At 33.9% G+C, this 25,164-nt stretch carries 26 protein-coding genes, 1 pseudogene and 1 riboswitch; of the genes and pseudogenes, 14 read left to right on the top strand and 13 right to left on the bottom strand.

Features of this window, described 5'->3' with window-relative positions; genetic code table 11:
- Window positions 1-6: 6 nt before the first annotated feature.
- Window positions 7-1,596 carry a peptide ABC transporter substrate-binding protein gene (locus V7S50_RS30335; RefSeq protein ID WP_242256373.1) on the top strand — a complete coding sequence of 530 codons (1,590 nt, stop codon included), beginning with the start codon at window positions 7-9 and terminating at the stop codon, window positions 1,594-1,596.
- Between the two features lie 29 nt (window positions 1,597-1,625).
- Here V7S50_RS30335 and V7S50_RS30330 read toward each other — a convergent pair whose 3' ends face one another.
- Window positions 1,626-2,093: a YusW family protein gene (locus V7S50_RS30330; RefSeq protein WP_242256371.1), complete on the bottom strand. Its 468-nt coding sequence runs from the start codon at window positions 2,091-2,093 to the stop codon at window positions 1,626-1,628.
- 172 nt (window positions 2,094-2,265) lie between these two features.
- Between V7S50_RS30330 and V7S50_RS30325 the strand changes: the two genes are divergently transcribed.
- From V7S50_RS30325 to V7S50_RS30315, 3 genes are read left to right on the top strand one after another with little or no spacing between them, the layout of a single operon-like run.
- Window positions 2,266-3,165, top strand: a complete 900-nt coding sequence (locus tag V7S50_RS30325; protein WP_242256369.1) for a helix-turn-helix transcriptional regulator — start codon at window positions 2,266-2,268, stop codon at window positions 3,163-3,165.
- A gap of 11 nt (window positions 3,166-3,176) precedes the next feature.
- Window positions 3,177-3,368, top strand: coding sequence for a hypothetical protein (locus V7S50_RS30320; RefSeq protein WP_242256366.1), 192 nt, complete (start codon window positions 3,177-3,179; stop codon window positions 3,366-3,368).
- A complete protein-coding gene (locus tag V7S50_RS30315) occupies window positions 3,365-3,745 on the top strand; it encodes a hypothetical protein (protein ID WP_242256364.1) in 381 nt (126 codons plus the stop codon). The genes V7S50_RS30320 and V7S50_RS30315 overlap by 4 nt, the downstream gene beginning before the upstream one ends.
- Here V7S50_RS30315 and V7S50_RS30310 read toward each other — a convergent pair.
- From V7S50_RS30310 to modA, 7 genes are all read right to left on the bottom strand, one after another.
- Complete coding sequence (locus V7S50_RS30310; RefSeq protein WP_242256408.1) at window positions 3,662-5,302, bottom strand: peptide ABC transporter substrate-binding protein; 1,641 nt, start codon at window positions 5,300-5,302, stop codon at window positions 3,662-3,664. The two genes, V7S50_RS30315 and V7S50_RS30310, sit on opposite strands and share 84 nt — an antisense overlap.
- 387 nt (window positions 5,303-5,689) lie before the next feature.
- Window positions 5,690-7,330: a peptide ABC transporter substrate-binding protein gene (locus V7S50_RS30305; RefSeq protein WP_242256362.1), complete on the bottom strand. Its 1,641-nt coding sequence runs from the start codon at window positions 7,328-7,330 to the stop codon at window positions 5,690-5,692.
- A gap of 132 nt (window positions 7,331-7,462) precedes the next feature.
- Window positions 7,463-7,568, bottom strand: a riboswitch (SAM riboswitch).
- A gap of 152 nt (window positions 7,569-7,720) precedes the next feature.
- The gene (locus V7S50_RS30300; RefSeq protein WP_242256360.1) at window positions 7,721-8,554 is read right to left on the bottom strand and encodes an aldo/keto reductase; all 834 of its coding nucleotides are present in this window, start codon (window positions 8,552-8,554) and stop codon (window positions 7,721-7,723) included.
- 1 nt (window position 8,555) lies between these two features.
- A complete protein-coding gene (gene proC / locus V7S50_RS30295) occupies window positions 8,556-9,359 on the bottom strand; it encodes a pyrroline-5-carboxylate reductase (RefSeq protein WP_063223564.1) in 804 nt (267 codons plus the stop codon).
- A gap of 212 nt (window positions 9,360-9,571) precedes the next feature.
- Window positions 9,572-10,423, bottom strand: a complete 852-nt coding sequence (locus V7S50_RS30290) for a GRP family sugar transporter (protein ID WP_063223565.1) — start codon at window positions 10,421-10,423, stop codon at window positions 9,572-9,574.
- Between the two features lie 300 nt (window positions 10,424-10,723).
- Window positions 10,724-11,404 (bottom strand): molybdate ABC transporter permease subunit, encoded by a 681-nt coding sequence (modB, locus tag V7S50_RS30285; RefSeq protein WP_242256358.1) that lies wholly within the window; start codon window positions 11,402-11,404, stop codon window positions 10,724-10,726.
- A 5-nt stretch (window positions 11,405-11,409) separates the two neighbouring features.
- Window positions 11,410-12,216, bottom strand: coding sequence for a molybdate ABC transporter substrate-binding protein (gene modA, locus V7S50_RS30280; RefSeq protein WP_242256356.1), 807 nt, complete (start codon window positions 12,214-12,216; stop codon window positions 11,410-11,412).
- A 133-nt stretch (window positions 12,217-12,349) separates the two neighbouring features.
- On the opposite strand from modA, the gene V7S50_RS30275 reads away from it, so the two are divergent.
- Window positions 12,350-13,297: a substrate-binding domain-containing protein gene (locus tag V7S50_RS30275; protein ID WP_242256354.1), complete on the top strand. Its 948-nt coding sequence runs from the start codon at window positions 12,350-12,352 to the stop codon at window positions 13,295-13,297.
- 71 nt (window positions 13,298-13,368) lie between these two features.
- Here the strand turns inward: V7S50_RS30275 and V7S50_RS30270 are convergent, their stop codons facing one another.
- Both V7S50_RS30270 and V7S50_RS30265 read right to left on the bottom strand, forming a co-directional pair.
- Window positions 13,369-13,470, bottom strand: a complete 102-nt coding sequence (locus tag V7S50_RS30270) for a DUF3948 family protein (RefSeq protein ID WP_064774809.1) — start codon at window positions 13,468-13,470, stop codon at window positions 13,369-13,371.
- Between the two features lie 255 nt (window positions 13,471-13,725).
- Entirely contained in the window at window positions 13,726-14,592 is an 867-nt protein-coding gene (locus V7S50_RS30265; RefSeq protein ID WP_063223568.1) for a LysR family transcriptional regulator, read from the bottom strand.
- Window positions 14,593-14,719: 127 nt separating this feature from the next.
- Here V7S50_RS30265 and V7S50_RS30260 point away from each other — a divergent pair, with 127 nt between their 5' ends.
- Both V7S50_RS30260 and V7S50_RS30255 read left to right on the top strand, forming a co-directional pair.
- Entirely contained in the window at window positions 14,720-15,688 is a 969-nt protein-coding gene (locus V7S50_RS30260; protein ID WP_242256352.1) for a DMT family transporter, read from the top strand.
- Between the two features lie 21 nt (window positions 15,689-15,709).
- Window positions 15,710-15,850 carry a YrzO family protein gene (locus tag V7S50_RS30255; protein WP_000894066.1) on the top strand — a complete coding sequence of 47 codons (141 nt, stop codon included), beginning with the start codon at window positions 15,710-15,712 and terminating at the stop codon, window positions 15,848-15,850.
- 60 nt (window positions 15,851-15,910) lie between these two features.
- Here V7S50_RS30255 and V7S50_RS30250 read toward each other — a convergent pair whose 3' ends face one another.
- The gene (locus tag V7S50_RS30250; RefSeq protein WP_001179705.1) at window positions 15,911-16,006 is read right to left on the bottom strand and encodes a DUF3948 family protein; all 96 of its coding nucleotides are present in this window, start codon (window positions 16,004-16,006) and stop codon (window positions 15,911-15,913) included.
- Between the two features lie 212 nt (window positions 16,007-16,218).
- Between V7S50_RS30250 and V7S50_RS30245 the strand changes: the two genes are divergently transcribed.
- Entirely contained in the window at window positions 16,219-16,824 is a 606-nt protein-coding gene (locus V7S50_RS30245) for a lysophospholipid acyltransferase family protein (protein ID WP_242256350.1), read from the top strand.
- 58 nt (window positions 16,825-16,882) lie between these two features.
- Here the strand turns inward: V7S50_RS30245 and V7S50_RS30240 are convergent, their stop codons facing one another.
- On the bottom strand, window positions 16,883-16,978 hold the full coding sequence (locus V7S50_RS30240; RefSeq protein WP_064774810.1) for a DUF3948 family protein: 96 nt from the start codon (window positions 16,976-16,978) through the stop codon (window positions 16,883-16,885).
- 305 nt (window positions 16,979-17,283) lie between these two features.
- Between V7S50_RS30240 and V7S50_RS30235 the strand changes: the two genes are divergently transcribed.
- The 6 genes and pseudogenes from V7S50_RS30235 (at window position 17,284) to V7S50_RS30210 (ending at window position 23,297) form a co-directional block, all read left to right on the top strand.
- Window positions 17,284-18,261 (top strand): LacI family DNA-binding transcriptional regulator, encoded by a 978-nt coding sequence (locus V7S50_RS30235; protein WP_242256348.1) that lies wholly within the window; start codon window positions 17,284-17,286, stop codon window positions 18,259-18,261.
- Window positions 18,262-18,409: 148 nt separating this feature from the next.
- Window positions 18,410-18,739, top strand: a complete 330-nt coding sequence (locus V7S50_RS30230; protein WP_242256346.1) for a PH domain-containing protein — start codon at window positions 18,410-18,412, stop codon at window positions 18,737-18,739.
- 118 nt (window positions 18,740-18,857) lie between these two features.
- Window positions 18,858-19,694 carry a YitT family protein gene (locus tag V7S50_RS30225; protein ID WP_242256344.1) on the top strand — a complete coding sequence of 279 codons (837 nt, stop codon included), beginning with the start codon at window positions 18,858-18,860 and terminating at the stop codon, window positions 19,692-19,694.
- Between the two features lie 138 nt (window positions 19,695-19,832).
- On the top strand, window positions 19,833-20,189 hold the full coding sequence (locus V7S50_RS30220; protein ID WP_000728436.1) for a YxeA family protein: 357 nt from the start codon (window positions 19,833-19,835) through the stop codon (window positions 20,187-20,189).
- Window positions 20,190-20,932: 743 nt separating this feature from the next.
- Window positions 20,933-21,697, top strand: a pseudogene (locus V7S50_RS30215) (TatD family hydrolase).
- Window positions 21,698-21,791: 94 nt separating this feature from the next.
- Entirely contained in the window at window positions 21,792-23,297 is a 1,506-nt protein-coding gene (locus V7S50_RS30210) for a DL-endopeptidase inhibitor IseA family protein (RefSeq protein ID WP_242256342.1), read from the top strand.
- Between the two features lie 35 nt (window positions 23,298-23,332).
- Here the strand turns inward: V7S50_RS30210 and V7S50_RS30205 are convergent, their stop codons facing one another.
- Window positions 23,333-24,982 (bottom strand): DUF2334 domain-containing protein, encoded by a 1,650-nt coding sequence (locus V7S50_RS30205; protein ID WP_242256340.1) that lies wholly within the window; start codon window positions 24,980-24,982, stop codon window positions 23,333-23,335.
- Between the last annotated feature and the right edge of the window lie 182 nt (window positions 24,983-25,164).

The following is a 25,164-nucleotide window of genomic DNA, read 5'->3' as shown; positions in this document are numbered from 1 at the left end:
GGTAAGATGAAGAAGTTTTTATTATTTGTCATTATGACCGTATTAGCAATTACTTCTGTTGCTTGTGGTAAGAAAGACACTTCAAAAGCAAGTGCTAGTAAAGGAGATCGTTTTGTAACGAATCTTGGCAGTGATCCTTATACGTTAGACTCAGCAATTTCAACAGATAATAACTCTAATTATGTAATTGAGCACTTATTTGCAACTTTGTATAGACAGACAAGTGATGGGAAGTTTGAAAAGGATTTAGTAGATAAAGAGGAAGCTGGAGCGGATGGAAAAGAGTATACGTTCTATTTGAAGAAAGGACTAAAATGGTCTGATGGTTCCCCGTTAACAGCAAAAGATTTTGAATTTGCTTGGAAGAGAATATTAAATCCAAAAACGGGCTCTATGAATGCAACAGAACTATATTTCATTAAAGGTGGAGAAGCATTTAATACAGGGAAAGGTGCAGAAGATGCAGTAGGAATTCAAGCAGTAGATGACGTAACTCTAAAGCTACAATTTGAACACCCAGTGACATCTATTAAACGTACATTATCTCAGTCGTTATATATTCCACTTAATAAAAAATCTATTGATGAAAAAGGTAAACTAAAAGTAGATCCAAAAGAATTAATTACAAATGGTCCTTTCACATTGAAAGAATGGAAGCATAACCAAGCGATTATTTTAGAAAAAAATAAAGAGTTTCATGATAAAAAAGTAGCATCAAAAGAAATTGAATTCCGTATTATTCCTGAAGGTAAAACAGCGTATCAATTATACAAATCTGGAGAACTAGATTTATTATCTCACATACCAACAGATTTAGTTGAGAAGGAACAAAATAATAAAGAGTTTAAAAAAATGCAAGACTACTCAACTCATATTTACTCATTTAACTCAGAGAAGCCACCATTTACAAATGCTAAAATTCGTAAAGCTTTTGCATTAGCTGTAGATCGTAAGTTTATCGTAGAGAAAATATTAAAGAATAATGCAAAAGAAGCATATGGCTTTGTTCCAGAAGGAGCAAAAACAGAAGGTGGCCGCGATTTCCGTAAAGAGAAAGGCGATTATTTTCAATATGATCCTGCGGTAGCTAAGAATCTATTAGAAGAAGGAATGAAGGAAGAAGGATGGACTACACTTCCAGAAGTAACAGTGAAATATTCAGATAAAAAGAAAATAGCTGAAACACTTCAAGAAATGTTTAAGAAGAATCTTGGGGTAGATGTAAAAATAGAAGGTAAAGAGTGGAAAAGTTATATCGATATGTACAAACAAAGTGACTTCCAAATTGCATATATGGGATGGGGAGGATCTACATTAGATCCAGCAGCTCAATTAGAAATTTATGCAGGTGATGGACCAAATAACTATGCGAAATGGTTTAATAAAGACTTCGATAATTTAATCAATCAAGCGAAATTAGAACAAGATGAAAATAAACGTTTTGACTTATTGCATCAAGCGGAAGATATTATGTTTACAGAATATCCTTTAATCCCACTTGTATTCCCAACAGATGCGTATTTACAAAAATCATCTGTATCTGGATTAGAATACTATGTAGGATCTCAACCAAGCTTACGATATGCTAAAAAATAAAATAAAGAAGTAGGCAACCGCCTACTTCTTTATTTTATTTCTCTTTTATATTCTTTTTTCGTTCCGTCAGAGAAGACAACTTCTAACTCAAATTTTTGATAGTCTTTATCAAGTTTGAACACGTTTAAGACTTGATCGATTACTTCTTGGTCAGGAGTATCTTTATCAAATTTTAATTCTTGTAGAAGTGGGCTTAGTTTTGTGATAGCTTCGTCTCCTGTTAAATTTACATTTGCTTTATGATCTTCAATTTTTGCTTCCATTTTCTTATCAGCTGCTACATTTTTATAATCAGCTTCGTAGTCTTTCTTCGTATCTTGATAGTCTGCATCTAAACTAAATTCATTAAAGTTAAGTTTTAAGTCTGCAGAAGTCTCATTTTTTGCTTCTTCAGTCGTTTTCTTATTCGAAGTTGTATCTTCTTTTGCAGGAGCCTTACATCCTGTTAATGCAGGTACTAGCATAAGAGCTAATAAAACTGATAGTAAAATTCTCATTATAAATTCCTCCTTATGTAAATTCATTCTATACAAGTTTTTCCCAAAATCATGTAATTATGTATGTGTTGAAAATAAATTATTATCCTATAGCCACAAGGTTTAATCCGCAATTTAAATCAAAAATAATTTGTATGTATATGGTAAATTGAAGTTGTGAGGGAGTACTAAAATGCATGAAGAATATAAAGAGATGATAAAAGAAGCAATTGAATATATAGAGGATTATTTACAGGAGGAGCTTACAACAGAAAGAGTAGTGTCTCACAGTGCAGTATCGATGTATCATTTCCATCGTATTTTTCAAAGATATATCGGGATGAGTGTAACGGATTATATTAGAAAGAGAAGATTAACTCATGCTGCACAGGTTTTAGTGTCAACTGAGAGAGCTGTTATTGATATTGCAATGCAATATGGTTTTTCCTCACAAGAGGCATTTACGAGAGCTTTTAAAAGAATGTTTCAATTGCCGCCAAAGAAATATCGAAAGTACTTTCAGTCATTTTATATAGAAAGAGAGGGTGTTTCAATGCAAAAAGGTATACCGAAAGGATGGATCTTAAGTGGGAGTCATCCTGCCGAATATGAGATGGGTTTAGATTATGAAGTTGTCCATCAAGGAAAAGTATCTGCATACATAAAAGCAAAAGAGAATGTTACGCACGGAGGATTTTCAACATTAATGCAAATGTTCCGAGCGGATAAGTATGTAGGAAAGAGGTTACGTTTTACAGCATTTGTTAAGAGTGAGAATGTAAAAGATTGGGCAGGATTGTGGATGCGAGTAGACGGAAAAGATACAGAACCGCTTGCTATGGATAACATGCAAAATCGCCCCATTAAAAATACGAATAACTGGCAATCATACTCGGTTGTATTAGATATAAAAGAAGAAGCGCTTGGTATCGCATTTGGTGTTTTATTATCAGGAGAAGGTTGTGTGTGGCTAGATAGTATACGGTTTGCTGAAGTGGATAAAAAAATTCCTTCAACAGATTTGGCTGAAAACTTTTATGAAACAATTTTAGAAGAGCCGGTAAATCTGCAATTTGAAGAGATAGAAAAGTAAGGAGAAAAGATATGTTCAAATATGTAAAACTAATAAGCATTAGTTTAGTAGTGTCGTCTTGTATTATAGGGATTAACTATTTGATTAGCTATCTTTGGTCAGGGCATATACCTTCTTTGACGTGGAGGACATATTTGATGTTTTTGTTTATATTTATGATGAGTTTTGGTTCAATGCAAAAAGAAGGGAAAGAGGATTATTGACAATAGTTTTCTTTGCCTTTCTTTCATTAACACAAATGGTTCTAACTGTGTTTGGAAACGCAGGTATGATTTTTAATATTATCTCGCTATCGTTACAACTTGTAAGTTCAGGGGTAATCGTACCACATGAAATGCTTTCTAAAACATATCAAACAATTGGTGAATTATTTCCCGCAACATATGCAGCGAATGGCTATTATACAATAATATTTGGAGGAGTTAGTTTAGAGAAAAATATTATTGCATTATTAGTTATTATATTAGTTACACAATCAATAGCAGTGATTACTTTATTATTTTGCAACTTCTGTCCACTTGTAGTTAAACTCACCGCCGAAGTCAGTTGTTACAAGTCCTTTAATAAATCCGCGTTGTAAGTAAGAGCGACCTTGTTGGTATAAAGGAGCGACAGCACCGTCTTGCAATAAGATTTTTTCAGCTTGCTTCATTGCTTCAAAGCGAGCTTTTTCATCACCAGCTAAATCTGTTTTTACTTTATGAATTAGCTCATCATACTCTTTATTAGAGTATTTATCGAAGTTATAAGCATTATCTGTTGTAAATAAATCTAAGAATGTAATTGGATCAGCGAAGTCAGGGCCCCGGCCATCAATACCGATTTCATAGTCACCACTTAATAGTAGTTTTAACTGTTGTTTACGTGGTTGTGGTTTTAAATTCACTGTTAATCCATCTAGGTTCTTTTCTAGTTCACCTTTTAAATATTCACCAGTCTTTTTAGCTAAAGCATTATCACTAGTTAATAGTTCAATTGTTACTTTGTCAGTACTAAGTTCTTGCTTCGCTTTTTTCCAGTTTTCTTTCGCTGTTTTCACATCATCTTTGATTAGATTTCCATTTTCTTTACGGAAGTCATTCCCTTCTGGACTCTTTGCAAATTTCGCAGGAACCATTCCTTCAGCTGGAACAGCGCCGTTATTTAAAATTGTTTCTACGTATGCCTTTTTATTCATTGCGCCGTTAATAGCAAGGCGTGCATGTTGATTTTTTAATGTTTCATTTTTTTGATTGAGTCGTAAAAATTGAATGCCAACTTCAGCGCGTTCTTTGAAGTTTGGATCGCTCTTATATTTATCAACAAACTCCGCAGTCAAAGCAACACGATCAATTTGTCCAGAATCATATAAGTTAACTTCTGTAGATTTATCCTTAACGACATTGAAGTTAATTTCTTCTAATTTTACTGTTTTAGCATCCCAATAGTTAGGGTTTTTCTTTAATTGGAAGCTTTGCTCATGCTTCCAGTTATCTAATGTGAAAGCACCGTTGTAAATTAAATGATTTGTTTCTAAACCGTATTTATTACCTTGAGATTTTAAGTACTCTTCATTAATTGGTAAGAATGTTGAGAATGTCGTTAAGCTTAAGAAGTAGGGAACAGGACGATCAAGTTGTACTTCTAAAGTTTTATCATCAAGAGCTTTAATACCTAATTGATCAACCGGTAATTGTTTTTGGTTTATTTGTTTCGCATTCTTTATATCGAAGAATAAGAATGCATATTCAGCTGCTGTATCAGGATTTACGGCACGTTGCCAAGCGAAGACGAAATCCTTTGCTGTAACAGGAGTACCGTTTGACCATTTTGAATCACGCAGGTGGAATGTATATTTTGTTTTATCGGAACTAACGTCAACCGACTCAGCAACACCAGGAATCGGTTTATTATCTTCTCTCATTGCATATAAACCTTCAAAAACATTGCGCATTACGTTCATGGATTCCCCATCCGTTGCTTTTGCAACATCCATTGTTGGAATTTCTGAAGCAAATGATAAGTTAATTGCCTGTTTATCAGGTGCTTTATCATTTGCTTTCGCTCCGCTTGCGTTATCTTTATTTCCCCCGCAAGCAGTTAGTAATAGACTTGCCCCTAAAACAGATGCAACAACAGGTACAACTTTTTTCTTTATTGTTCGTTCCTCCCTAAATGTGTTGTTCGTAACGTCTTAATGTCCATGTTTTGAAGTATATCTATAGAAGAAGAAAAAACCTATTATAAATATGTGCATGTAGGTAATCAGGTGTTCTATATGTATATACATGTTGAGCTATAATCTGTCGTTATATGTTTCAACGTAGTAGACATTATATTTTGATGGTTAAATATTTAGTTTATTTGATTATTTAGAATATTAACACTGGAAAGAACTATATGTCAATAATAAAAGTTGGAGTATTATTTTTTAAAAATACTATATTGAAAAAGCGGATTTTCTCTCATTGAGAAATCCGCTTTTAATACATTTTTCCAATAAAACAATTGGTATGGGGAGAAAAACTTCAATTCAGGTTGCCTTTTATTTTTCAATTTGTGCCCATTTGAAGTTTAATTGACCTGCAAAGTCTACTTGTACAATTCCTTTCACATAAGAACGTTCTAAATAAGATTCACCTTTTTGGTAAAGAGGAGCGATAACAGAGTCTTTAAATAATATTTTCTCGGATGCTAGTAATGCTTTCCAACGAGCTTTTTCATCACCAGCTAAAGTCGTTTTAACTTTCTCAATTGTTTCATCGAACTCCTTATTAGAGTAATGATCTAAGTTGTAAGGGTTATTCGTTGTAAATAGTTCAAGGAATGTAATTGGATCAGCAAAGTCAGGACTCCAGCCGTCAATGCCGATTTCATAGTCACCTTTTAATAAAAGTGAAACTTGTTGTTTACGTGGTTGTGGTTTTACATTTACTGTTAATCCGTCTAAGTTCTTTTCTAGTTGTCCTTTTAAGAACTCACCAGTTTTCTTATCAAGGTCAGCATCACTTGTTAATAATTCTAATGTGATTTTTTCAGAACCAAGCTCTTGTTTAGCTTTCTTCCATAACTCTTGTGCAGATTTTGTATCAACTTTGGTTAAATCTCCGTTTATAGTACGGAAGTCCTTTCCATCAGTCCCTTTTGCAAAGTTTTTTGGAACGAGGCCAAAGGTTGGTGTAGAGCCATCATTTAATAACGTATTTACAAAGGATTTTCGATCAATTGTTTGGTCAATTGCTTGGCGTGCAGAAACGTTTTGAAGTACTTTGTTTTGTTGATTCATACGTAAAAATTGTACGCCTACGTTCGGGCGTTCTTTAAAGTTCGCATCCTTTTTATATTTATCAACGAAGTCAGATGTTAATTTTATACGGTCTAATTGTTTTGATTCGAATAAATTTACTTCTGTTGATTTTTCTTTTACTACGTTAAAATTGATTTCTTCTAGTTTGACAGTATCTTTATCCCAATAGGTAGGGTTTTTCTTGAATTTAAAGCTTTGTTCGTGCTTCCAATCGCTTAGTGTAAAAGCTCCATTGTACAAGATTGTATTATCTTCTAAAGCGTACTTATCACCTTGTGCTTTAAAGAATTCCTCGTTAATTGGTAGAAATGTTGGGAACGCTGTTAAACTAATAAAATATGGAACAGGACGCTCTAATTCTACCTCAAACGTATGGTCATCAACTGCTTTTACACCAAGTTGGTCGGCTGGAAGTTCTTTGTTGTTAATTTTTGTTGCGTTTTTAATATCAAAGAATAAAAATGCATATTCAGAGGCTGTTGCTGGATCGACAGCTCTTTGCCAAGCGAAGACAAAATCTTTCGCTGTAACAGGAGTGCTGTTTGACCATTTTGAATCTCGTAAATGGAATGTGTATTTCGTTTTATCGCCACTTACTTCATGAGATTTTGCAACACCAGGGACAGGTTTGTTACCTTCACCAAGATTATACAAACCTTCAAATACGTTTCTCATTACTTGACCAGAATCAGTATCTGTAGCACGAGCTGTATCCATTGTTCGTATTTCAGTAGGTGAAGATAAGTTTAAAACCTGCTTACTAGGTGCCTCGTCTTTTGCATTTGCTCCACTTGCTTCGTTTTTATAACTACCGCAACCAGTTAATAAAATACTTACTCCTACAACTGATGCAATACCGGGTACAAACTTCTTTTTCATTTGATTTTCCTCCTAAATAATTAAGTTTGGATGATGATGAGGGAAATGAAAAATAAAAAATCCCTCTTTTCGTATTGAGAAAGAGGGATTTTTACGTACAAGTTATGCACCCGTATATAAACGAAGTCCCTCATTCTATCTTTCAAGCCATAAAGCTTGCAGGAAGTGGCACAGTATTCAAAATGAACCTGTTGCCGAGGTTTCAAAGGGCCAGTCCCTCCACCTCTCTTGATACAATGAGTAAACAAATAAATTTTATTAAATTTTGTGTTTCTTTGATAATTCAAAATCTTACACCTTGGATGATGAAGTGTCAACCGAATGAAATATAGTTTAAATTTTCAGTTTTCTTTAACGGAAAAACCACTGCATATGGCAGTGGTTTTTCTACTAGAAGTTAAAGTTATCTGGATCTGGACCAACGCGAAGATCTTCATTTAAAGCTTGAATTGCTTTCATATCATCAGCACTTAATTCAAAGTCGAAGATGTTTGCATTTTCAATAATGCGATGTTCTTTAATAGATTTAGGGATTGTTACAACTTCGTTTTGTAAATCCCAGCGTAAAATAATTTGCGCAGTTGATTTATTATATTTTGTCGCAATTTCTTGTAACACTGGGTTATCTAGTAGTTGGCCTTGCATTAATGGTGACCAAGCTTCAAGCTGGATATTATGTTCTTTACAGAAAGCGTGTAACTCTTCTTGTGCTAAACGTGGGTGGTATTCCACTTGGTTGACCATTGGCTTAATTTCAGCAATTTCAAATACGTCTTGTAAGTGGTGAATGTGGAAATTACTCACACCGATAGCACGAACAAGACCATCTTTATAAAGCTTTTCTAATGCTTTCCATGATTCAGTATATTTCCCTTTTACAGGCCAATGTACTAAATATAAATCTAAATATTCTAGACCTAATTTTTCTAATGTAGTTTCAAATGCTTGAAGTGTTGTTTCATATCCTTGATCGCTATTCCATACTTTTGATGTAATAAATAATTCTTCACGTGAAACACCTGATTCACGAATCGCTTGTCCAACGCCTTCTTCATTTTGATAGATTGCTGCAGTATCGATGCTGCGGTAGCCATTTTTAATTGCTACTTTTACAGAATCAATTACCTCTGAACCATCTTCTACTTTAAAAACACCTAAACCGAACCAAGGCATTTTTACTCCGTTATGTAATGTTGTATAGTCTTTTAAACTTGTTAAACTCATATTATTTCCCCCTAGCTTTTTTGTTTGTTGCTTCTACTGCTTTTTGAATTGCCTCTGAAAAATTATACTCATATAAAGTTTTGAGACCTTCAGCTGTGGAACCACCTGGCGTTGTTACTTGTTCGCGGAGGTTAGCCGGATCTTGCGTTTGTTCAAGCATAGAAGCGGAGCCAGAAATCATTTGAATAACAAGGTGTTTTGCGGTTGCTTCATCGACTCCATAACTTTTTGTTGCTTCAATTAAGCTTTCAGCAAAGTAATAAAGGAAGGCTGGTGCACTTCCAGTAACTGCAGTAAGCTGATGAATTTCTTCCTCAGTGCAGAGTTGCGAAGTACCAATGCCTTTTAAAAGTAGTTGCAGGGTTTCTTGATGCATCTCATTTACTGATTGTCCCATTGTATATAAGGAGATAGACTTTCCAATTTCAGCAGCTGTATTTGGCATAATCCAAGCAACAGGCGTTCCTTGGGGAAGTCTTTCTTCTAAATAAGATGGTCCAATGCCAGCAGCTACCGTTACGACAAGTTGGTTCGATAGTAACGGAGATAACTCTGCTAATAATTCTTCATGTGCAGCAGGCGGCATTGCTAAAACAATCGTATCAACAGATGTAACATGTTGCTTCCAATCTGTTGTAATAGACACATTATATCGCCCTTGTAATTGTTCTAGCTTTTCTACATTGCTTCGGTTAGAAACGATAATTTCTTCGATATATTCTTTGCTTGTTTTAAGTAATCCGGAAAATATAGCTTCTGCCATACGACCAGCACCAATAAATAGAATTCGATGTTTGTTAAGCATATCCTTTATTCCTTTCCAGTAGAGATATGTTATAAAAAACGATACCATCTTTAAGAGAATTTTGTAAAAAGAAAAGACTTATTGTGAAAAGAAAGAAATTGGAGGGAGGAGGGGGGATGCAAATAAGGTTGTAAAGATTATTATATTTAAAAAATAGTTGTAATAAAAAACCCCTGAAGCAGTTATGCTTCAGGGGTTAATAGATTATAAGTTTATGCTTTTGTTAGACCAAGTAATACAGCGCCGCCGATAATTAAAACACTACCTAGTGCAATAAAGATCAATTGACGTTTTGTTTTCTTTTCACCTAAGAAGACAATCGCACCGAATGTTGAGATAACGATTCCAGTTTGAGATAATGGGAAGCTTGTTGCTACTCCAACACGTGGTAATGAAAGAAGTAAGAATAAGTTTCCTGTTCCCCATAGTAAACCAGATAAAGCATTACGGATTGCATATTTGTTAAATGGCTTATGTTTAGATGTCAGTACAACCGCACCAACAAACATACCAACTGCTTGTGGTAAAATAGCAGACCAACCATCGATATTATACCAACGAATGATAATTACATATACAAGATAGCCGAAAGTAGAAACAATTAAAGTAAGAAGTCCTTTTTTCAATTGTCCTGGTGGTTGTGCATTTTCTTTGTCATCTAGTGATGTGAATACAACACCGACTACGATTAATAGGATTGCAATCGTTCCCATAATGATTGTTGTAGTAGTAGTCCACTCACGGAAAGCGATAACCCCAAAGATAGAAGTTGCAACAAGTTGCATACCAGTAGAAATCGTTACAGTAGTAGAAACACCTAACTTTTCAACTGTTTTTAATTGGTTTACTTGTCCTAAAGCCCAGAATAAACCTGAAATAAAACCAACAATCAAGATTGTCATTGTTAAAGCCGGTTGAGTAAATACATACATAATTGTTGCGAAGAATAGAGCACCGATTGTCATACCTACCGTTTGGCTATATGCACCACCGCCCATTTTTACGCTTACTAATAAGATGTTTCCCCATGCAATTGCAGGAAGAAGCGCTAATAAAATGTCCATTACAAGACTCCCTTCAGTTTGCTATACCAATATAATTACATATCGTTCTAACGATCGGTAATGCCCCACTAATAGAGTAGAAGATTACCGATCGCTAAAACAGGATGAAGAATTCACGATATAAATGCGTTTTCATTTCTTCAATTTTTGAAACACCTCCATATAATAACAGGAAATTGCCTATTTTAGAAAGTAAATTCAAATAGAATGTATATTTAAATAAAAGGTAAAATTCAGTTATTTCCCGATGACATATTTTATTTCCTAAGAAATAAAGAAGCAGCTTCGAAAAAAGCTGCTTTAAGATTTAGTAATTCTTTTATTAATAAGTTGAATACATAGCAGAAATACGAGAGACATACTAATAGTGATAACTACAAGTGTCCAGGCGAGTTGCATATTACTTGCATCAATGGCCATGTAAATGGCAGTTGGGATTGTCTGTGTTTTTCCAGGGATGTTCCCAGCAAACATGAGTGTAGCACCAAATTCTCCTAGTGCACGAACAAAGCTCAAAATCATTCCGCTTAGTAAGGTGGGAAATGCAAGAGGAAGTGTAACGTGCAGAAAAACTTGAGATTCACTTGCACCAAGGTCACGAGCACTTTCTTCAATTTGTACATTTGCGATAGAAAATCCTGTCTTTGCTGATTGGTACATAAGCGGAAATGCAACAACTGTGGAAGCGATGACCGCAGCAGTAGATGTGAACATAATAGACTGCTGAAACAATGATTCTACCCACATACCAATGGGACTATTATTTCCAAAAATGATAATGAGAAAAAAACCGATTACAGTTGGTGGAAGTACCATTGGCAATAAGAAAATAGTTTCTAATATTACTTTGTATCTCCATGAGGAGCGTGCCAATGCCCGTCCGATAATCGTCCCTAAAATTGTAACGAGAATAGTGGCACATGCAGCTACTCGTAAAGATAGAAAAATCGGTGACACAATAGCATCAAAATCAAAGCTCATGGCAATTATGATAGGACTGTAAATCCATATTTCTTAAAGATAGATTGTGCATCTTTTGACTGCAAATATTCATAAAATGAAGTCGCCTCTTTCTTGTGCTTAGATTCTTTTATAACACCTAAAGGATAGTGAATTGGATCATGAGAAGTAGCTACTGCTGTCTCGCCAATCTTTACTTTGTCTGAAATAAGAGCATCTGTTTTGTATACAATACCAGCATCAACATTACCTGTTTCTACATATGTTAACACTTGGCGAACATCTTTTGTAAATACGATTTTATTTTGAATGTCATTCCAAAGATTTTCATGTGTGAGAGAAGCCTTTGCGTATTTTCCCGCAGGTACAGATTCAGGTGTACCAAGTGCGATTTTCTTAATCTTTTTATCTTTTAAATCTTGAATTTTTGTAAGAGAACTATCTTTTGGGACGACTAGAACGAGCTCATTTCCAAGAAGATTTTTCCCATCTTTTTCATTAATGAATCCTTTTTTAACAAGAGTTTGGAATTTATCTTCTGCTGCTGAGAAGAATAAATCAGCAGGTGCACCTTGTTCAATTTGTTGTTGAAGTGCACCAGAAGCACCAAAGTTAAAAGAAAGTTTAATATTAGGTTCTTTTTCTTTATATTTTGTTTCAATTTCTTTTAGCGCATCTTGTAAGCTTGCAGCTGCTGATATAGTAAGTTCAACTGCCTTTCCTTCTTTAGCAGTTGATTTCTCTTTCTTATCTCCGCTTGTACATGCAACGCTAAATATAAGAAGAAAAGAAAGGATAAGTGCCCCGATGGATCGTAATGTAAACTTATTCATAAAAAAATCCCCTTTCGTTTTGATATAATTAATTATAACTAAATATAATTAATTATAACTAGTTATAATTGAATATAATTTGAACATGTAGATATTTTTAAAAAATAGGAGAAATATATAGTTCTTTGTTACAATGAAGGAAGAAAGTGAGGAATCGTCTATGGATCATCATTCCTACACAACGGAAGAAGTAGCAAAACGATTAAAAGTATCAAAATTAACTGTATACGACTTAATTAAAAAAGGAGAACTTCCTTCTTATAGAGTTGGTAGACAAATGCGCATTGATGCAGCAGATTTAGAACAATATATTAAGCAAATGAAAACAGGGAATGTACAAGCTATTCCTGTAAAGAATGACAGTAATAGTATCTCGAATACATGTATTATTAGCGGGCAAGAACTAACATTAGATATGCTGGCAAAGCGTATAGAAAATCGCCTGCCAAGTTCAAATATATTACGGGCATATCAAGGTAGTTTAACGAGTTTAGTAAAGATGTATCAAGGAGAAGGAAGTATCGTTAGCTTGCATTTGTTTGATGGAGAAACGGATACATATAATGTTCCGTATGTAAAACGTATTTTAGTTGGACAACCATGTATTATGATTAATTTATTAGCAAGGAACGTTGGGTTTTATGTGCAAAAGGGGAATCCAAAAAATATAAAAACATGGGCTGATTTATCTCAGTCATCTATACGATTTGTAAATCGAGAAAAAGGTTCTGGCATTAGAGTGTTAGTGGATGAACAATTGCGAATTCAAAAGTTAAATAAAGAACGTATTAGTGGATATGAATGGGAAGAATCAAATCATCTTGGTGTTGCCACGCAAGTCGCGAATGAAAAAGCTGATGTGGGAGTAGGTTCAGAAAAGTTTTCGCAAATTGTAAATGTAGACTTTATTTCAATTATGAAAGAACAGTATGATTTAGTGATTTTGAAGAATAAAGAAAATGAAGAGCTGATCGAAATTGTGAAAGACATTCTGCAATCGGAAGAATTTCATAATGAATTAAAAGCGATTGGCGGATACGATATGACGAAAACAGGCCAGATTATATATGAAACAAACTAAAAAGCTGCTTGTCTATAAGACGAGCAGCTTTTTCTATATATAAAGGGGTTTGGGGAAACAAAGTGAAAGTGTTAAACAAGACCTTGAGCAAGTGTGTAAATGAAAGCTGTAAGAAGAGCCGCTCCACTTGCAAGTCCTAAAAAGTCTGATTTGTTGAAAGTAATGTTGTTCATTATAATCTCTCCTTATTTGTTTAATGTAGTTGCAACTGCTTTTGCATCGACAAGTGCGGATAGCACCATGCCCATTGTATTTAAAAATTTGTTTGATTTCATTTTGTTCATCATGCGTATCCGCTCCTTTTCGAATTGTTGTTGCCCTGCTTTATATCTTAATTATAGGAAATATGATCCGTTACAACTATCGAATTAGCTTACGGAAGACTTACACTTTTGTAAGAAAAAAAGACATTCGTGTAAGAATGTCTTTTAAAGCATATTAATGTGGTGGTGCTCTTCAATTGTTTTTAAAAAGCTACGCATTGAATTCGTCATATAGCTATCTTTGCGGCGTATGAAAACCGTTGAAATACTACCATATTTTTCAGGGATTGCATGGCAATGCACTTTACCTGCTTTAGAAAGATGATGGACAGCAGACTGTGGTACGAGTGTAATTCCAAGGCCGAGTGCAACACTGTTTAATATCGTTTCTAATATATTGAATTCCATAATTCTTTTTGGGAGCAAACCTTCATCTTTCAGCCATCGTTCTAGTTTGGAACGGTATCCACATCCTTGGTTAAAAACGAGTAGAGGCGTTGTTGTAAATTCTTCGATATGAAAAGCTTTATTTTGTGTTATAAGCATTAATTTTTCTGTACTAACATCGTATTGCTCGATTAGTGGATGTTTAATAGGACCCGATATAAAGGCACCATCTAATTGATGATTAAGTACTTCTCTAATTAGTTCTTCTGTTAGACCTGCTTGTAATGACAAATCGACATTTGGATAGCTTTTATAGTAAGAAGATAAAATGGTAGGTAATGTACTTACTGTTTCGACTGTACCGATTTTTAATATGCCAGAGGGTGTTTCACTATCTAAAAATACTTGTTTTAGCTCATCGACATCTTGCAAAATTTTATTAACATAAACGAGCATTTTTCTGCCTTCAGCTGTTAAAGTCATGCCTCGTTTATGACGATAAAAGAGCGGTGTTTTCAGCTCGTTTTCTAACTGTTTAATACGTGCGGTGACATTTGATTGTACGTAATTTAATTCCTTTGCTGCGCTACTTACACTACCTTGGTCAGCAACGCTCTGGAAGATTTGTAAGTCTCTTAATTCCATAATATGATCCTCCTTGATGTTAACTATCATTATAAGTGATAGTTAACATCATTTTGAATCATTTTACGTGATATATTTTTTCTTTTACAATTCTCTTTGTGCAAATAGAAAGAAACGGGGGATTGTGGTGAGAAGAGGTCAAATGATAATAGGGGCTTTAGCATGTTTAATTGCAAGTATGTCATGGGGAGCGATGTTTCCAGTTGCTGATCATGCACTAGAATACATAGATCCATTTTATTTTTCACTTATTCGCTATGGAGCGGTGGCAATAGTGCTGATTGTATTATTGTTAATGAAAGAAGGAAAACAGGCATTTCGTTTAGAGGGAAGAGGAAAGTTACTCGTCTTTTTCGGAACGATGGCGTTTACTGTATATAATGTACTTATATTTTTAGGGCAAATGTTAATGGGAAAGTCAGGTGTGATGGTAGCCTCCATTATGGAAGCACTTATGCCGATGATTTCTATTTGTATTCTATGGGGATATAAGCATGTGAAACCGAAAAAATATATGATAACGAGCATGGTTATCGCTTTTGTAGGAGCTGTATTTGTTATTACGAAAGGTGACATGAGTTTCTTTTTAACATTGAAAGATAACATGTTTTCACTAGCATGTATATTTGTTGGAGTTGTAGGTTGGGTTATTTATACGATGGGTGGTCAAACGTGTAGCGATTGGTCAACATTACGTTATTCTACGTTGACGTGTGTATTTGGTACGACTGTTACAGGAATTATAACAATAATTATAACGGCACTTGGATATGTATCGGTACCGAATATGGGAACGATTTCTATTGTGAAATATGATTTGTTATTTATGATGACATTACCGGGAATTGTAGCATTACTCTCTTGGAATTACGGTGTGAAAATTCTATCATCTATTAATGGTATTTTATTTATTAATTTTGTACCCATTACGACTTTAATTATTATGATGATGCAAGGATATCAAATAACGATGTTTGATATTATAGGGACTTTACTTGTTATTGCAGCACTTATTCGCAATAACGTTTGTCAGAGAAAAGAAGAAAATATAAACAAGCAAATTTTACAAGAAGAGCAATTACGTCAAGCAGTTTAATAGGCAATTGGAGGATTTCATATGTTAGAAAGTTTATTGTTTTTCTTCGCTGTAGGAGTTGCTTGTGAGCTTGCAGCAATTAATCGAAATGGTCGTAAGAAGATAAAACAACAAGCTGAAATGATAGAGCTTTTAAAAGAGTTAAAAGAAAGAAACATTTAAAAAGACGACCGGGCATAGACGGTCGTCTTTTTCTATATAAAGGGGAAAGGGGACACAAAGTTATACAAGCGTAGCAGCGTAAATCAAAGCAGTAAGAAGAAGGGAGCCGCTAGCTAATCCTAAAAGGTCTAATTTGTTAAAAGTGATGTTTTGCATAATGAATTCTCCTTACTTGTTTCTTTCTGACTTAATTGTATGAAATATTGTAAGAAGTAACTATCGAATTAGCTTACAAAAAAATTACACTTTTGTAAGGATTGAAATTTAACAATTAATACTTATTTTTTATTACCAACTCCTAAAACTTAGTGTTATAATTGTTGTAAGAAAATGATTATACTTCGGATGTTTAGAAAGGAACGAAACAAATGTATAAACCAATTACATTTTTGTTGAAATATATATTTAAAACAGCTGGGAAAGTAGAAGTACAAGGAAGAGAAAAGTTACCAGAAGGTGGCCCGTATGTTGTTGCGTGTACACATACAAGTTTTATGGATGTATTAATGTTAGCTACAGGGATGTACCCGACCCAAATTCATTACATGGCCAAAAAAGAATTATTTGAAGGGAAATTCAAAAATTGGTTCTTCAAAAACGTAAATGCATTCCCTGTAGATCGTGCGAATCCAGGACCGAGTACACTCAAAATTCCATCACGCCTATTAAAAGAAGGGAAAGTAGTAGGGATTTTTCCAAGTGGAACGAGATCAACAGAAGACGTTTCATTAAAAGCTGGAGCTGTTACGATTGCGCTGCGTTCTAACGTTCCATTAGTACCGGCAGCTTATGTTGGTCCATCAAGTATAAAAGAATTAATAAAAGGAAAAAGGGCACAATTGATTTTTGGAGATCCGATTCAAATTGATGCGGAAGAACAAATAGATCGAAAAACAGCTATGAAAATGATGACAGATCAATTAAATGAGAAGTTTGAGAAGCTAAAGGAAGCTTTGGAATCAAATCAAAAATAAGAAAAGACGACCTAGACGGTCGTCTTTTTCTATATAAAGGGGAAAGGGGACACGAAATTTATACAAGCGTAGCGGCGTAAATCAAAGTAGTAAGAAGAACTGATCCGCTAGCTAGTCCTAAAAAATCTAATTTGTTAAAAGTGATGTTATTCATAATGAATTCTCCTTACTTGTTTAATGTAGAAGCAACAGCTTTTGCATCGAAAAGAGCGGATAATACCATGCCCATTGTATTGAAGAAATTATTTATTTTCATTTTGTTCATCATATGAATCCGCTCCTTTTCGAGTAGTTGTTGCCCTGTTTCTGACTTAATGGTATGAAATATTGTGGAGATTCACTATCGAATTAGCTTACAGGAAAATTACACTTTTGTAAGAGAAACGAATGAAGTTGTAATGATAAGAAGATTTGACATATGTTCATGGGATTCATTAAGTTAAAAGTAGAGGTGAGTGTATGGCTAACATTAAAGATATTGCAAAGATGGCGGGAGTTTCCGTTACGACTGTGTCAAGGGTGCTAAATGATCATCCGTACGTAAGTGAAGAAAAAAGGAAAGTGGTTTTAGAGATAGTTGAGAAGTTGAATTACTCACAAAACGCAAATGCTGTTCATTTATCAAAAGGAAAGACGAATATTGTTGGTGTAATTCTACCTTATATTAATCATCCGAGCTTCGATGCAATGGTAGGGGGAATGATGGAGGGAGCGTTAACTCATAATTACAGGGTGCTACTTTGCCAAACAAATTATAATAAAAAAGAAGAAATGAAAAGTCTACATATGTTAAAAACGAAACAATTAGATGGTCTTATTATTTGTTCACGTGCAAATGATTGGGAAATGATAGAACCGTATGCTTCTTACGGCACAATCATTGCTTGTGAAGATAATGATATTGCAAACATCTCAAGTGTATATACAAATCATTCGGCAGCTTTCCAACTAGGAATGAATCACCTTATTGAAAAAGGTTATAAAAAAATTGGTTATTGTACGGGAAGAAAGCTAGGACCGAGTAGTCAAAAGCGTTTTGATGTTTATAAACAGCAATTGCAATCTATAGATGAAGAAGTTAATGAAGAATGGATTTTCACAGAATGCTTTACATTAGAAGATGGTGTGAGAGTGGCTCATAAGTTAAAAGGGATGCAGAATCTTCCTGAAGCGTTAATAGTAGCAGGAGATGAAGTTGCAATTGGGGTTATGACGGAAGTTGGGAAATTGGGTATTCGAGTTCCTGGGGATTTAGCGATTATTGGTTTGGATAACCAACCTATTTCGCAAGTGTTGCAGTTGACAACTATTGATCAAAATTTGAAGGAGATAGGGAAAACGGCTTTTGAAATGTTTTACAGGAAAATAAGTGATGAGAGCTCTAAACAAGAAAAGGTGGAAATTTCATATGAACTTGTGGAGCGATCTACAGTGTAGTTTTAATCCGTTATGTGCATAAGTGCATAACGGATTGTTTTTTTGAAATATCTTTGACAGGAAACGCGTTTCATACTTTATAAAGGAGTTAAGCCGGTTTGTAACAATCCATGGATTCTTTTCAAGAATAGTATTTGGAGGGATATGCATGAATGAACTTTTATTAAGTATGAAAAAGTATATAGAAGATGACGAAAAGATTTTAGCCTTTATGGTAGGGATCTTTGAGAAGGATAATTTCACGTTATGTTATCAACATGGAATTTTTGTTGCCACTACTAGACGTCTCCTGTTTTACGGGAAATTTCCGTACTATCCTTCAACATTTAAAGAGTACTCATATTTGCATATAGATAGCATAGATTTTTATCCGTACTTTGAGTTTACTTGTAATCAAGAAACGGTTAGAGCTAAGCATATTCAGAAAGGGAATGTGGAGCGATTTGTTCGTACAGTTAGAGCAAATGTGAATAATTAATCACCCCTTTGTTTAAACATGATATCTCGATCTTTAAGAGGAAAAATGCGGAATAAAAACCACTTCTAAACCTCTAGGAGATAGTGATACAATGTCAAATGGGGGGAGGGGATGAACTATGGTTAATCAACGTATAAAGGAAATAACACTAATTACAATTGGTTCATTATTATTCGCAATTGGTATTAATTACTTTGCAATTCCAAACCGTTTATCGGAAGGTGGAATTATTGGTTTAACGGTTGTTACGTACTACTTATTTGATTGGTCACCAGGGATTGTGAACTTTGCTATAAATGCAGTTTTACTAGTTATTGGTTATAAGTTTTTTGATAAAAAAACGATGGTTTATACAATTTTAGGGATTGTAGAAACATCCTTGTTTTTATATGTTACAGAACATATTGAGTATCATGTAAATAGTGATACACTATTAGCAGCTTTATTTGCTGGTTTGTTTGTAGGTATCGGATTAGGCTGTATGTTCAAAGCTGGAGGTACATCAGGAGGATCGGCAATTTTAGCACAGTTAGCAAATCAATATTTAGGGTGGAGTGTTGGTAAAGGCGTACTTATTATTGATATCGTTGTAATTGCTGGTTCTGTATTTATAATAGGACAAGAAAAAGCGATGTACACACTTGTTGCAGTATTCATCGGAGCGAAAGTGATTGATTTTATTGTAGAAGGAATGGATACAAAAACAGCTGTTACAATTATTTCGAATCAACCAGACCTAATACGTGAGGCTATTACGAAAAACATGACACGCGGTGTCACTGTACTAGAAGGACGCGGCGGATATACTGGTAAAAATAAAGAAGTTTTATATGTTGTTATTAATAAACAAGAGCTTGTTAAGTTAAAGCAAGTTATTAGTCGAGTAGATGAAGATGCTTTCGTTGTTATTCACGATGTGCGTGATGTACTTGGTGGTGGCTTTAAAGCGAGCTAAAAGGTGAACGAGTAAATTCGTTCACCTTTTTTTATTCTTACAAAAATGTAAGTGTAATGTAATGAGATTCAATAGTAGATTTTATTCCTTCTTTTTAAAATGGATGTATATATATCCTGCAGAGGAGGAATGTTTATTATGAAGAAAAAAATGATCACTACTATAATAGCGATGCTAGTGATAGTAGTAATGTTACTGCCTACGAAACTTGGACCAGTTATCGATAAATATAATCCGCTTTATAAGACGAAAGAATACTATACGGTTGTGAATACAATTGGTCAGCATGTTGGTGATGAGTGGTATGAATATGAATTTATTGCATTTGACGAACGTGGAAGAGAACAAAAAATAAAGAAGACTGTTAAGCATATGTTAAAGAGAGATGAAGCATTAAAGGTGTACGCAAAAGGACGCTACGGCGAGTCAATTGAAGAAATTGAAGCTGTAAATATTCCTATTAATGCAAAGAGTAAACTTTTAGCGATGAGATAGCAAAATATACCCCTACCTATTTTTTGTCGAAAACGAAAATACTAGGTAGGGGTATTTTTAGGTGCGTAAAAAAGCCTTAGTCCATATGGGCTAAGGCTTTTTTTATTATATAAAGGGGAAGGGGGTACATTGTAGTAGCATGAGTGAAAGGTATAAGAAGAGTAGCTACTAGCAATGTGATTTGGTTATGCGAGTGTTCTTCTTATTTGGCTTACTTTCTAAATTTATTGTATGAAATATAGATAAGGGAAACTATCGAATTACATTACACGTAGCTTACAAACATGTAAGTCTTCTGTAATGTAATTCGATGGTTAAAAGCTAGTGAATTTTATATAGTGTAATTAGAAAGTCTCACTGTATTACTTTCTGTTTGTAATGTAATGAAGAATGAAAAACCAACTACTTTTTAATAGCCCTCATCTGTATGTAGATGGGGCCTTTTTATAAACCTTACAACATTGTAAGGTTTACGTAAGTTAATTCGATAGTAAATTTGTCATATTTTTTGCATAATAGATACAAATAGATAAAAATAATTAGGGATATAGTAAGAAGGGAGAAGAATGGGATGTTTAAAGAAGAAGTAGTGAAGTTTCCAATTAAAGATTTCTGTAGCTACTTTACTGTTGCCGTAGTATGTATTGGATTATTTGATATCATAACAAACTTAATTGTTAAATAATATAGATGATAAAACAAGAAGGGAGATCCTTTCTTGTTTTTTTTATGGAGGAATAAAGATGAAATGGATGGATAGTCATATACATGTTGACCAATATAAGGATGAAGAGAGAAGTAGATTACTGAAAGATGTGGAAAATAGTAAAGAGATACAGGGGCTTATTGCGGTATCTATGAATTATCAATCATGTAAAGAAACTTTATCTTTAGCAAAGCGATATCCTTTTGTACATCCAGCAATAGGTTTTCATCCAGAGCAACCGATTCATAAAGAAGAATGTAAGTAAATCTATAAATTAATTGAAGATCATGTAGAGGATATAGTAGCGATTGGTGAAGTAGGCTTACCGTATTATTTAAGGAAAGAAGATGAAAGGATTACTCTAGATCCATACATAGCTGTATTGAAAAGATTTATAGGGCTAGCTAGTGAGTATGATTTACCAATTGTATTGCACGCAGTTTCTGAAGATGCTGACATTGTATGTGATTTACTTGAAGAATATAAAGTTTCACGTGCGCACTTCCATTGGTTTAAAGGAAGTGAGGAGACAATGAAACGGATGATGACGAATGGTTATCATATTTCTATTACACCGGATGTTTTACATAAGGAGAAAATTAGAAAAATCGTTTCATATTATCCGCTTGAATATATGATGGTAGAAACAGATGGGCCGTGGGAATTTCAAAAGGACGTTATGACGCACCCAAGAATGATTAGAGAAGTATTAAATGAAATTAGTATCATAAAAAACATATCTATTGATAAGGTTACAGAAACATTATATGAAAATACCATTCGGTTTTATTTGAAAAGATAGGAGTGTTACTCTTATCTTTTTTTTATGGATATTTTTTCTATTTTTCCCTATAATTCATGATGTGTTTAATTTTGTGAAGGAAGTGGGTAGGAGAATGGGGAAAGTATATAAAAAAATAGCTATTACAATTATGACTGGGACGCTTTCACTTGCAATGTTTGGGTGTGAATCGGAAAAAAAGGTGACAAATACAAACGTAGCACAAGAAAAATTGGAAGAACAAATTGATCCAGTAGTTGAAAAACAGATGAAAGAGACTGAGAAAAACGGGAATTCGGTTGGAAACAGTTCTAATAAAGGGAAGATGGTAGAGAGTAAGGGATGGGTTTACTATGCGGTAAATGGTGATAAAAATACAGGAGGCATCTATCGTACGAAAGATCAATTTCAGACTTCGGAATGTGTAGTAGAAGGTGTAAATGCTTCTTACATAAATATAAAAAACAAAGCTTTATATTTTATTCATACGGATGAAGAGAAGAATGCGGGATTATCTTCTTTAATGAAGTATGATATATCTAGCAAAAAGTTAGACACGTTAAAAGAGGATACAAATTATGTTTATATTAAAGATCAAACTTTATTTTATCCGAAAAAATATTCTGAGCATGGTGGTTTTGACATTGTAGGGATAGCAAAAATGGATTTGAAGACGGGACAGGAAGAAGAAGCTGCATTTCAAAACTCCGGTTGGTCTCGAACGATAGATGATAGTATTCTACATTGGAATAAAAATCGTGGAACACAAGTGACAAAAGATAATAAAACTTGGTCAAAAGAAAATTATGCAACAATATCTAGTGCTACGTATAATAATGAAAAATTATATGCTGTTGTTGATTTTTCGTTACCTTTTGAAACAAATAAAGCTGAGCACGGTATATATGAGATAGACCTTCAACAAAATAATGAAAAGTTATTGGTAAAGGATGCCTTGCAGATGAATGTGAAAGGGGATACTTTTTATTATTTAAAAAAGGACGGAGTATATAAGAAGAAAATGAATGGTGGAAATGAAAAAGTAATTTATAATAAAGCGGTTGAACCAACTAAATCCTATTTATATTTTGTAGCAGGAGATATGTATCTCTATACGGATAATGGAACTATCATGAATCTGGATACAAAGAAATCAAATGAAGTAAAAGATAAGAAGCTAGCAGATAACGTTATGTTACAGAAAGTATGGAATGCACAGAAGGAACTGACTAATGTTCAAATGGCTGCACTAACAGGAAAACCAAAACGAGTAGGGGATTTTTCATACGGGGAATTAGTGAATCCTATTTATAATAAGAAAGATAATTTAGAGACTACGCTATCTACGTACTTCTCAAAATCATTTATAGCAGAGTATATGAAGAGTAAGTATATTAAAGAGTTAAATGGAAAAATGCACTATGTTATTGGAGATCCAGGGTCAAAAGCAGCAACTAAATTTACAAAAATTATTTCTGCCGAGTTAAAGGATGAGAAAATAAAAGCACAGGTAGAAACGTATAATGACTATGATAATGTAACGGAAAAAGTAGAGGTTGAATTTATTTATGAAAATAATCAATGGGTTATTAATAATATGCCACGTTTTGGTTTAAGTTAAAAAAACCACCAAGCATTCTGCTTGGTGGTTTTGTATTAGGATTCTAATTTTTTCGCACGTCTTAATAATAGAAGAAAGACAATGACGAAGAAACCAAGTAGAAGGAAGAATCCATATTGTTTTATATAATCCATTACGTCACTTGCGCTTGTTGGTTTTTCAACGTGAATCCCGTCTTTATTAGTAGTGATATGAATATCTTTCATTTTCACTTCATTTGTTTCTTTTTGTAAATCAATCCATTCTATGTTTGGAATGCTTTCTAGGTCCTTTAACACTTCTTTTAATGGTTTCACACCTAAGTAAGGATGATAGAATGCACCAATAACCCCGTCAGATAATTTAGCAACAGATACTGCATTTGCTTTCATCTTTGCAATAGCGTGTGGTTTATCTTCTTCGATAAATCCAACTGTTTCAGGCACTAATTTCATGCCATGTAAAAATGATGGTGTACTTCTGTATGCTGGAGAGTGCATGGACTTCCAAGTTGTATCACTTAACTGTAGTTGTCCTACATAAGTTGAAAAATACCTTGATAATATTTCATATCCTTTTTGAGACATCGTGTAATGAGGTGCTTCAAATGCGATAGGATATAGTTTAGCATCTACAAGTTCTTGAATCCCTTTTTCAATATGATCAGCCGTATATTTTTCTTCAAATTCTTCCCCTTTTTTTACGTATGCATTATATGCCTCTATATTAGGGAAATCATCTTTTGTTTTTGGTTTTTCATGCTTCGGTTGACGAATTGGTTGATCTGTTTTTACGTCCCAAAATTCAAAACCTTCCCCAGTTTCACTATCATAAAATTGGTGCGTATAACCATGCATAATAATTGCTGCACCATCATCTTGCATAGAGCGTAAAAGATCGACTAGTTCGGGTTTATCTTTTAAATGTAGTGTTTTACCTGTCTCTGGATCCGTATATACAGGAATAACAGTGATCATGTATGGCATCTTTTTCTCTTTTAGTAATTCAGCAATTTCTTTTAATTGATTTATATCTGCGGCTGGATGAACGTCCTCAAGACGTAAATAAGCTTCCACTTTATTTGTCGTTGGCTTTTGTTCAAAGTAAGAAAATAGGCTTTCGCCAATATAATAAGATATCCAATCAAAGAGGTTAGAAGTTGCAACATAATAAGAATTATTTTGTTGTACAATTAATGGATAAGTAGTATTTCCTTTTAAAGCATTGGCAAGAATTGTTCCATTTGTATCAAGGTTTTTAATGGATCGTTCGTCCTCTAATGTATTCTTTAGTTTACGTGTTGGATATTCAATTGTATCAGAGTTTATATCTTCATTTTTAAGTGTGATAAATGAAAAACGATTGGATAATTGTTCTATATTTTGACCTAAAACTAGTAGTGGCCCTGAGAAATTTTCTAGAAATTCTTTTGTTTCAGTGGAGAGTTCTTCTTGTTTTTCACCTATGTAAATAACATGTGTATATGAAGATTTATCAGTTATTTCAGCTAACTGTTTTATGTTTTTTATTGTTATGTTATTAGTAAAATGTCCTACTTGTGTATTAAGTATTTGGGTATCATTTGTAATTTGATCATCGCTCGAACTGTATAAAATAAGGACTTTTGGATTTTCGTTTTTTTGTGCGGAAATAGGGACAGGAATTAATAGTAGTAAACTAAATAAGAGTAGCAACCATTTTTTCATATTATTATTCTCCTAGTTTATATTTGGAATTCAGTTTACAATTATATACAAAAAATGCGTTTCAGTCTATGAAAGTTACATTTTTGCACGTATTTACCAGCTGTTTTTTCACAAAATCGGTCTAAAGCATGATGATAATATGTATAGTTATTTGCTATGATAAAAGGGTAAGAGAATGATAG

The organism is Bacillus sp. CCNWLW194, from assembly GCF_037120585.1.
Lineage (GTDB): Bacteria > Bacillota > Bacilli > Bacillales > Bacillaceae_G > Bacillus_A > Bacillus_A basilensis.
Note: the sequence above shows the minus strand (reverse complement) of the source record. Positions and strands in the feature narration are given on the sequence as shown.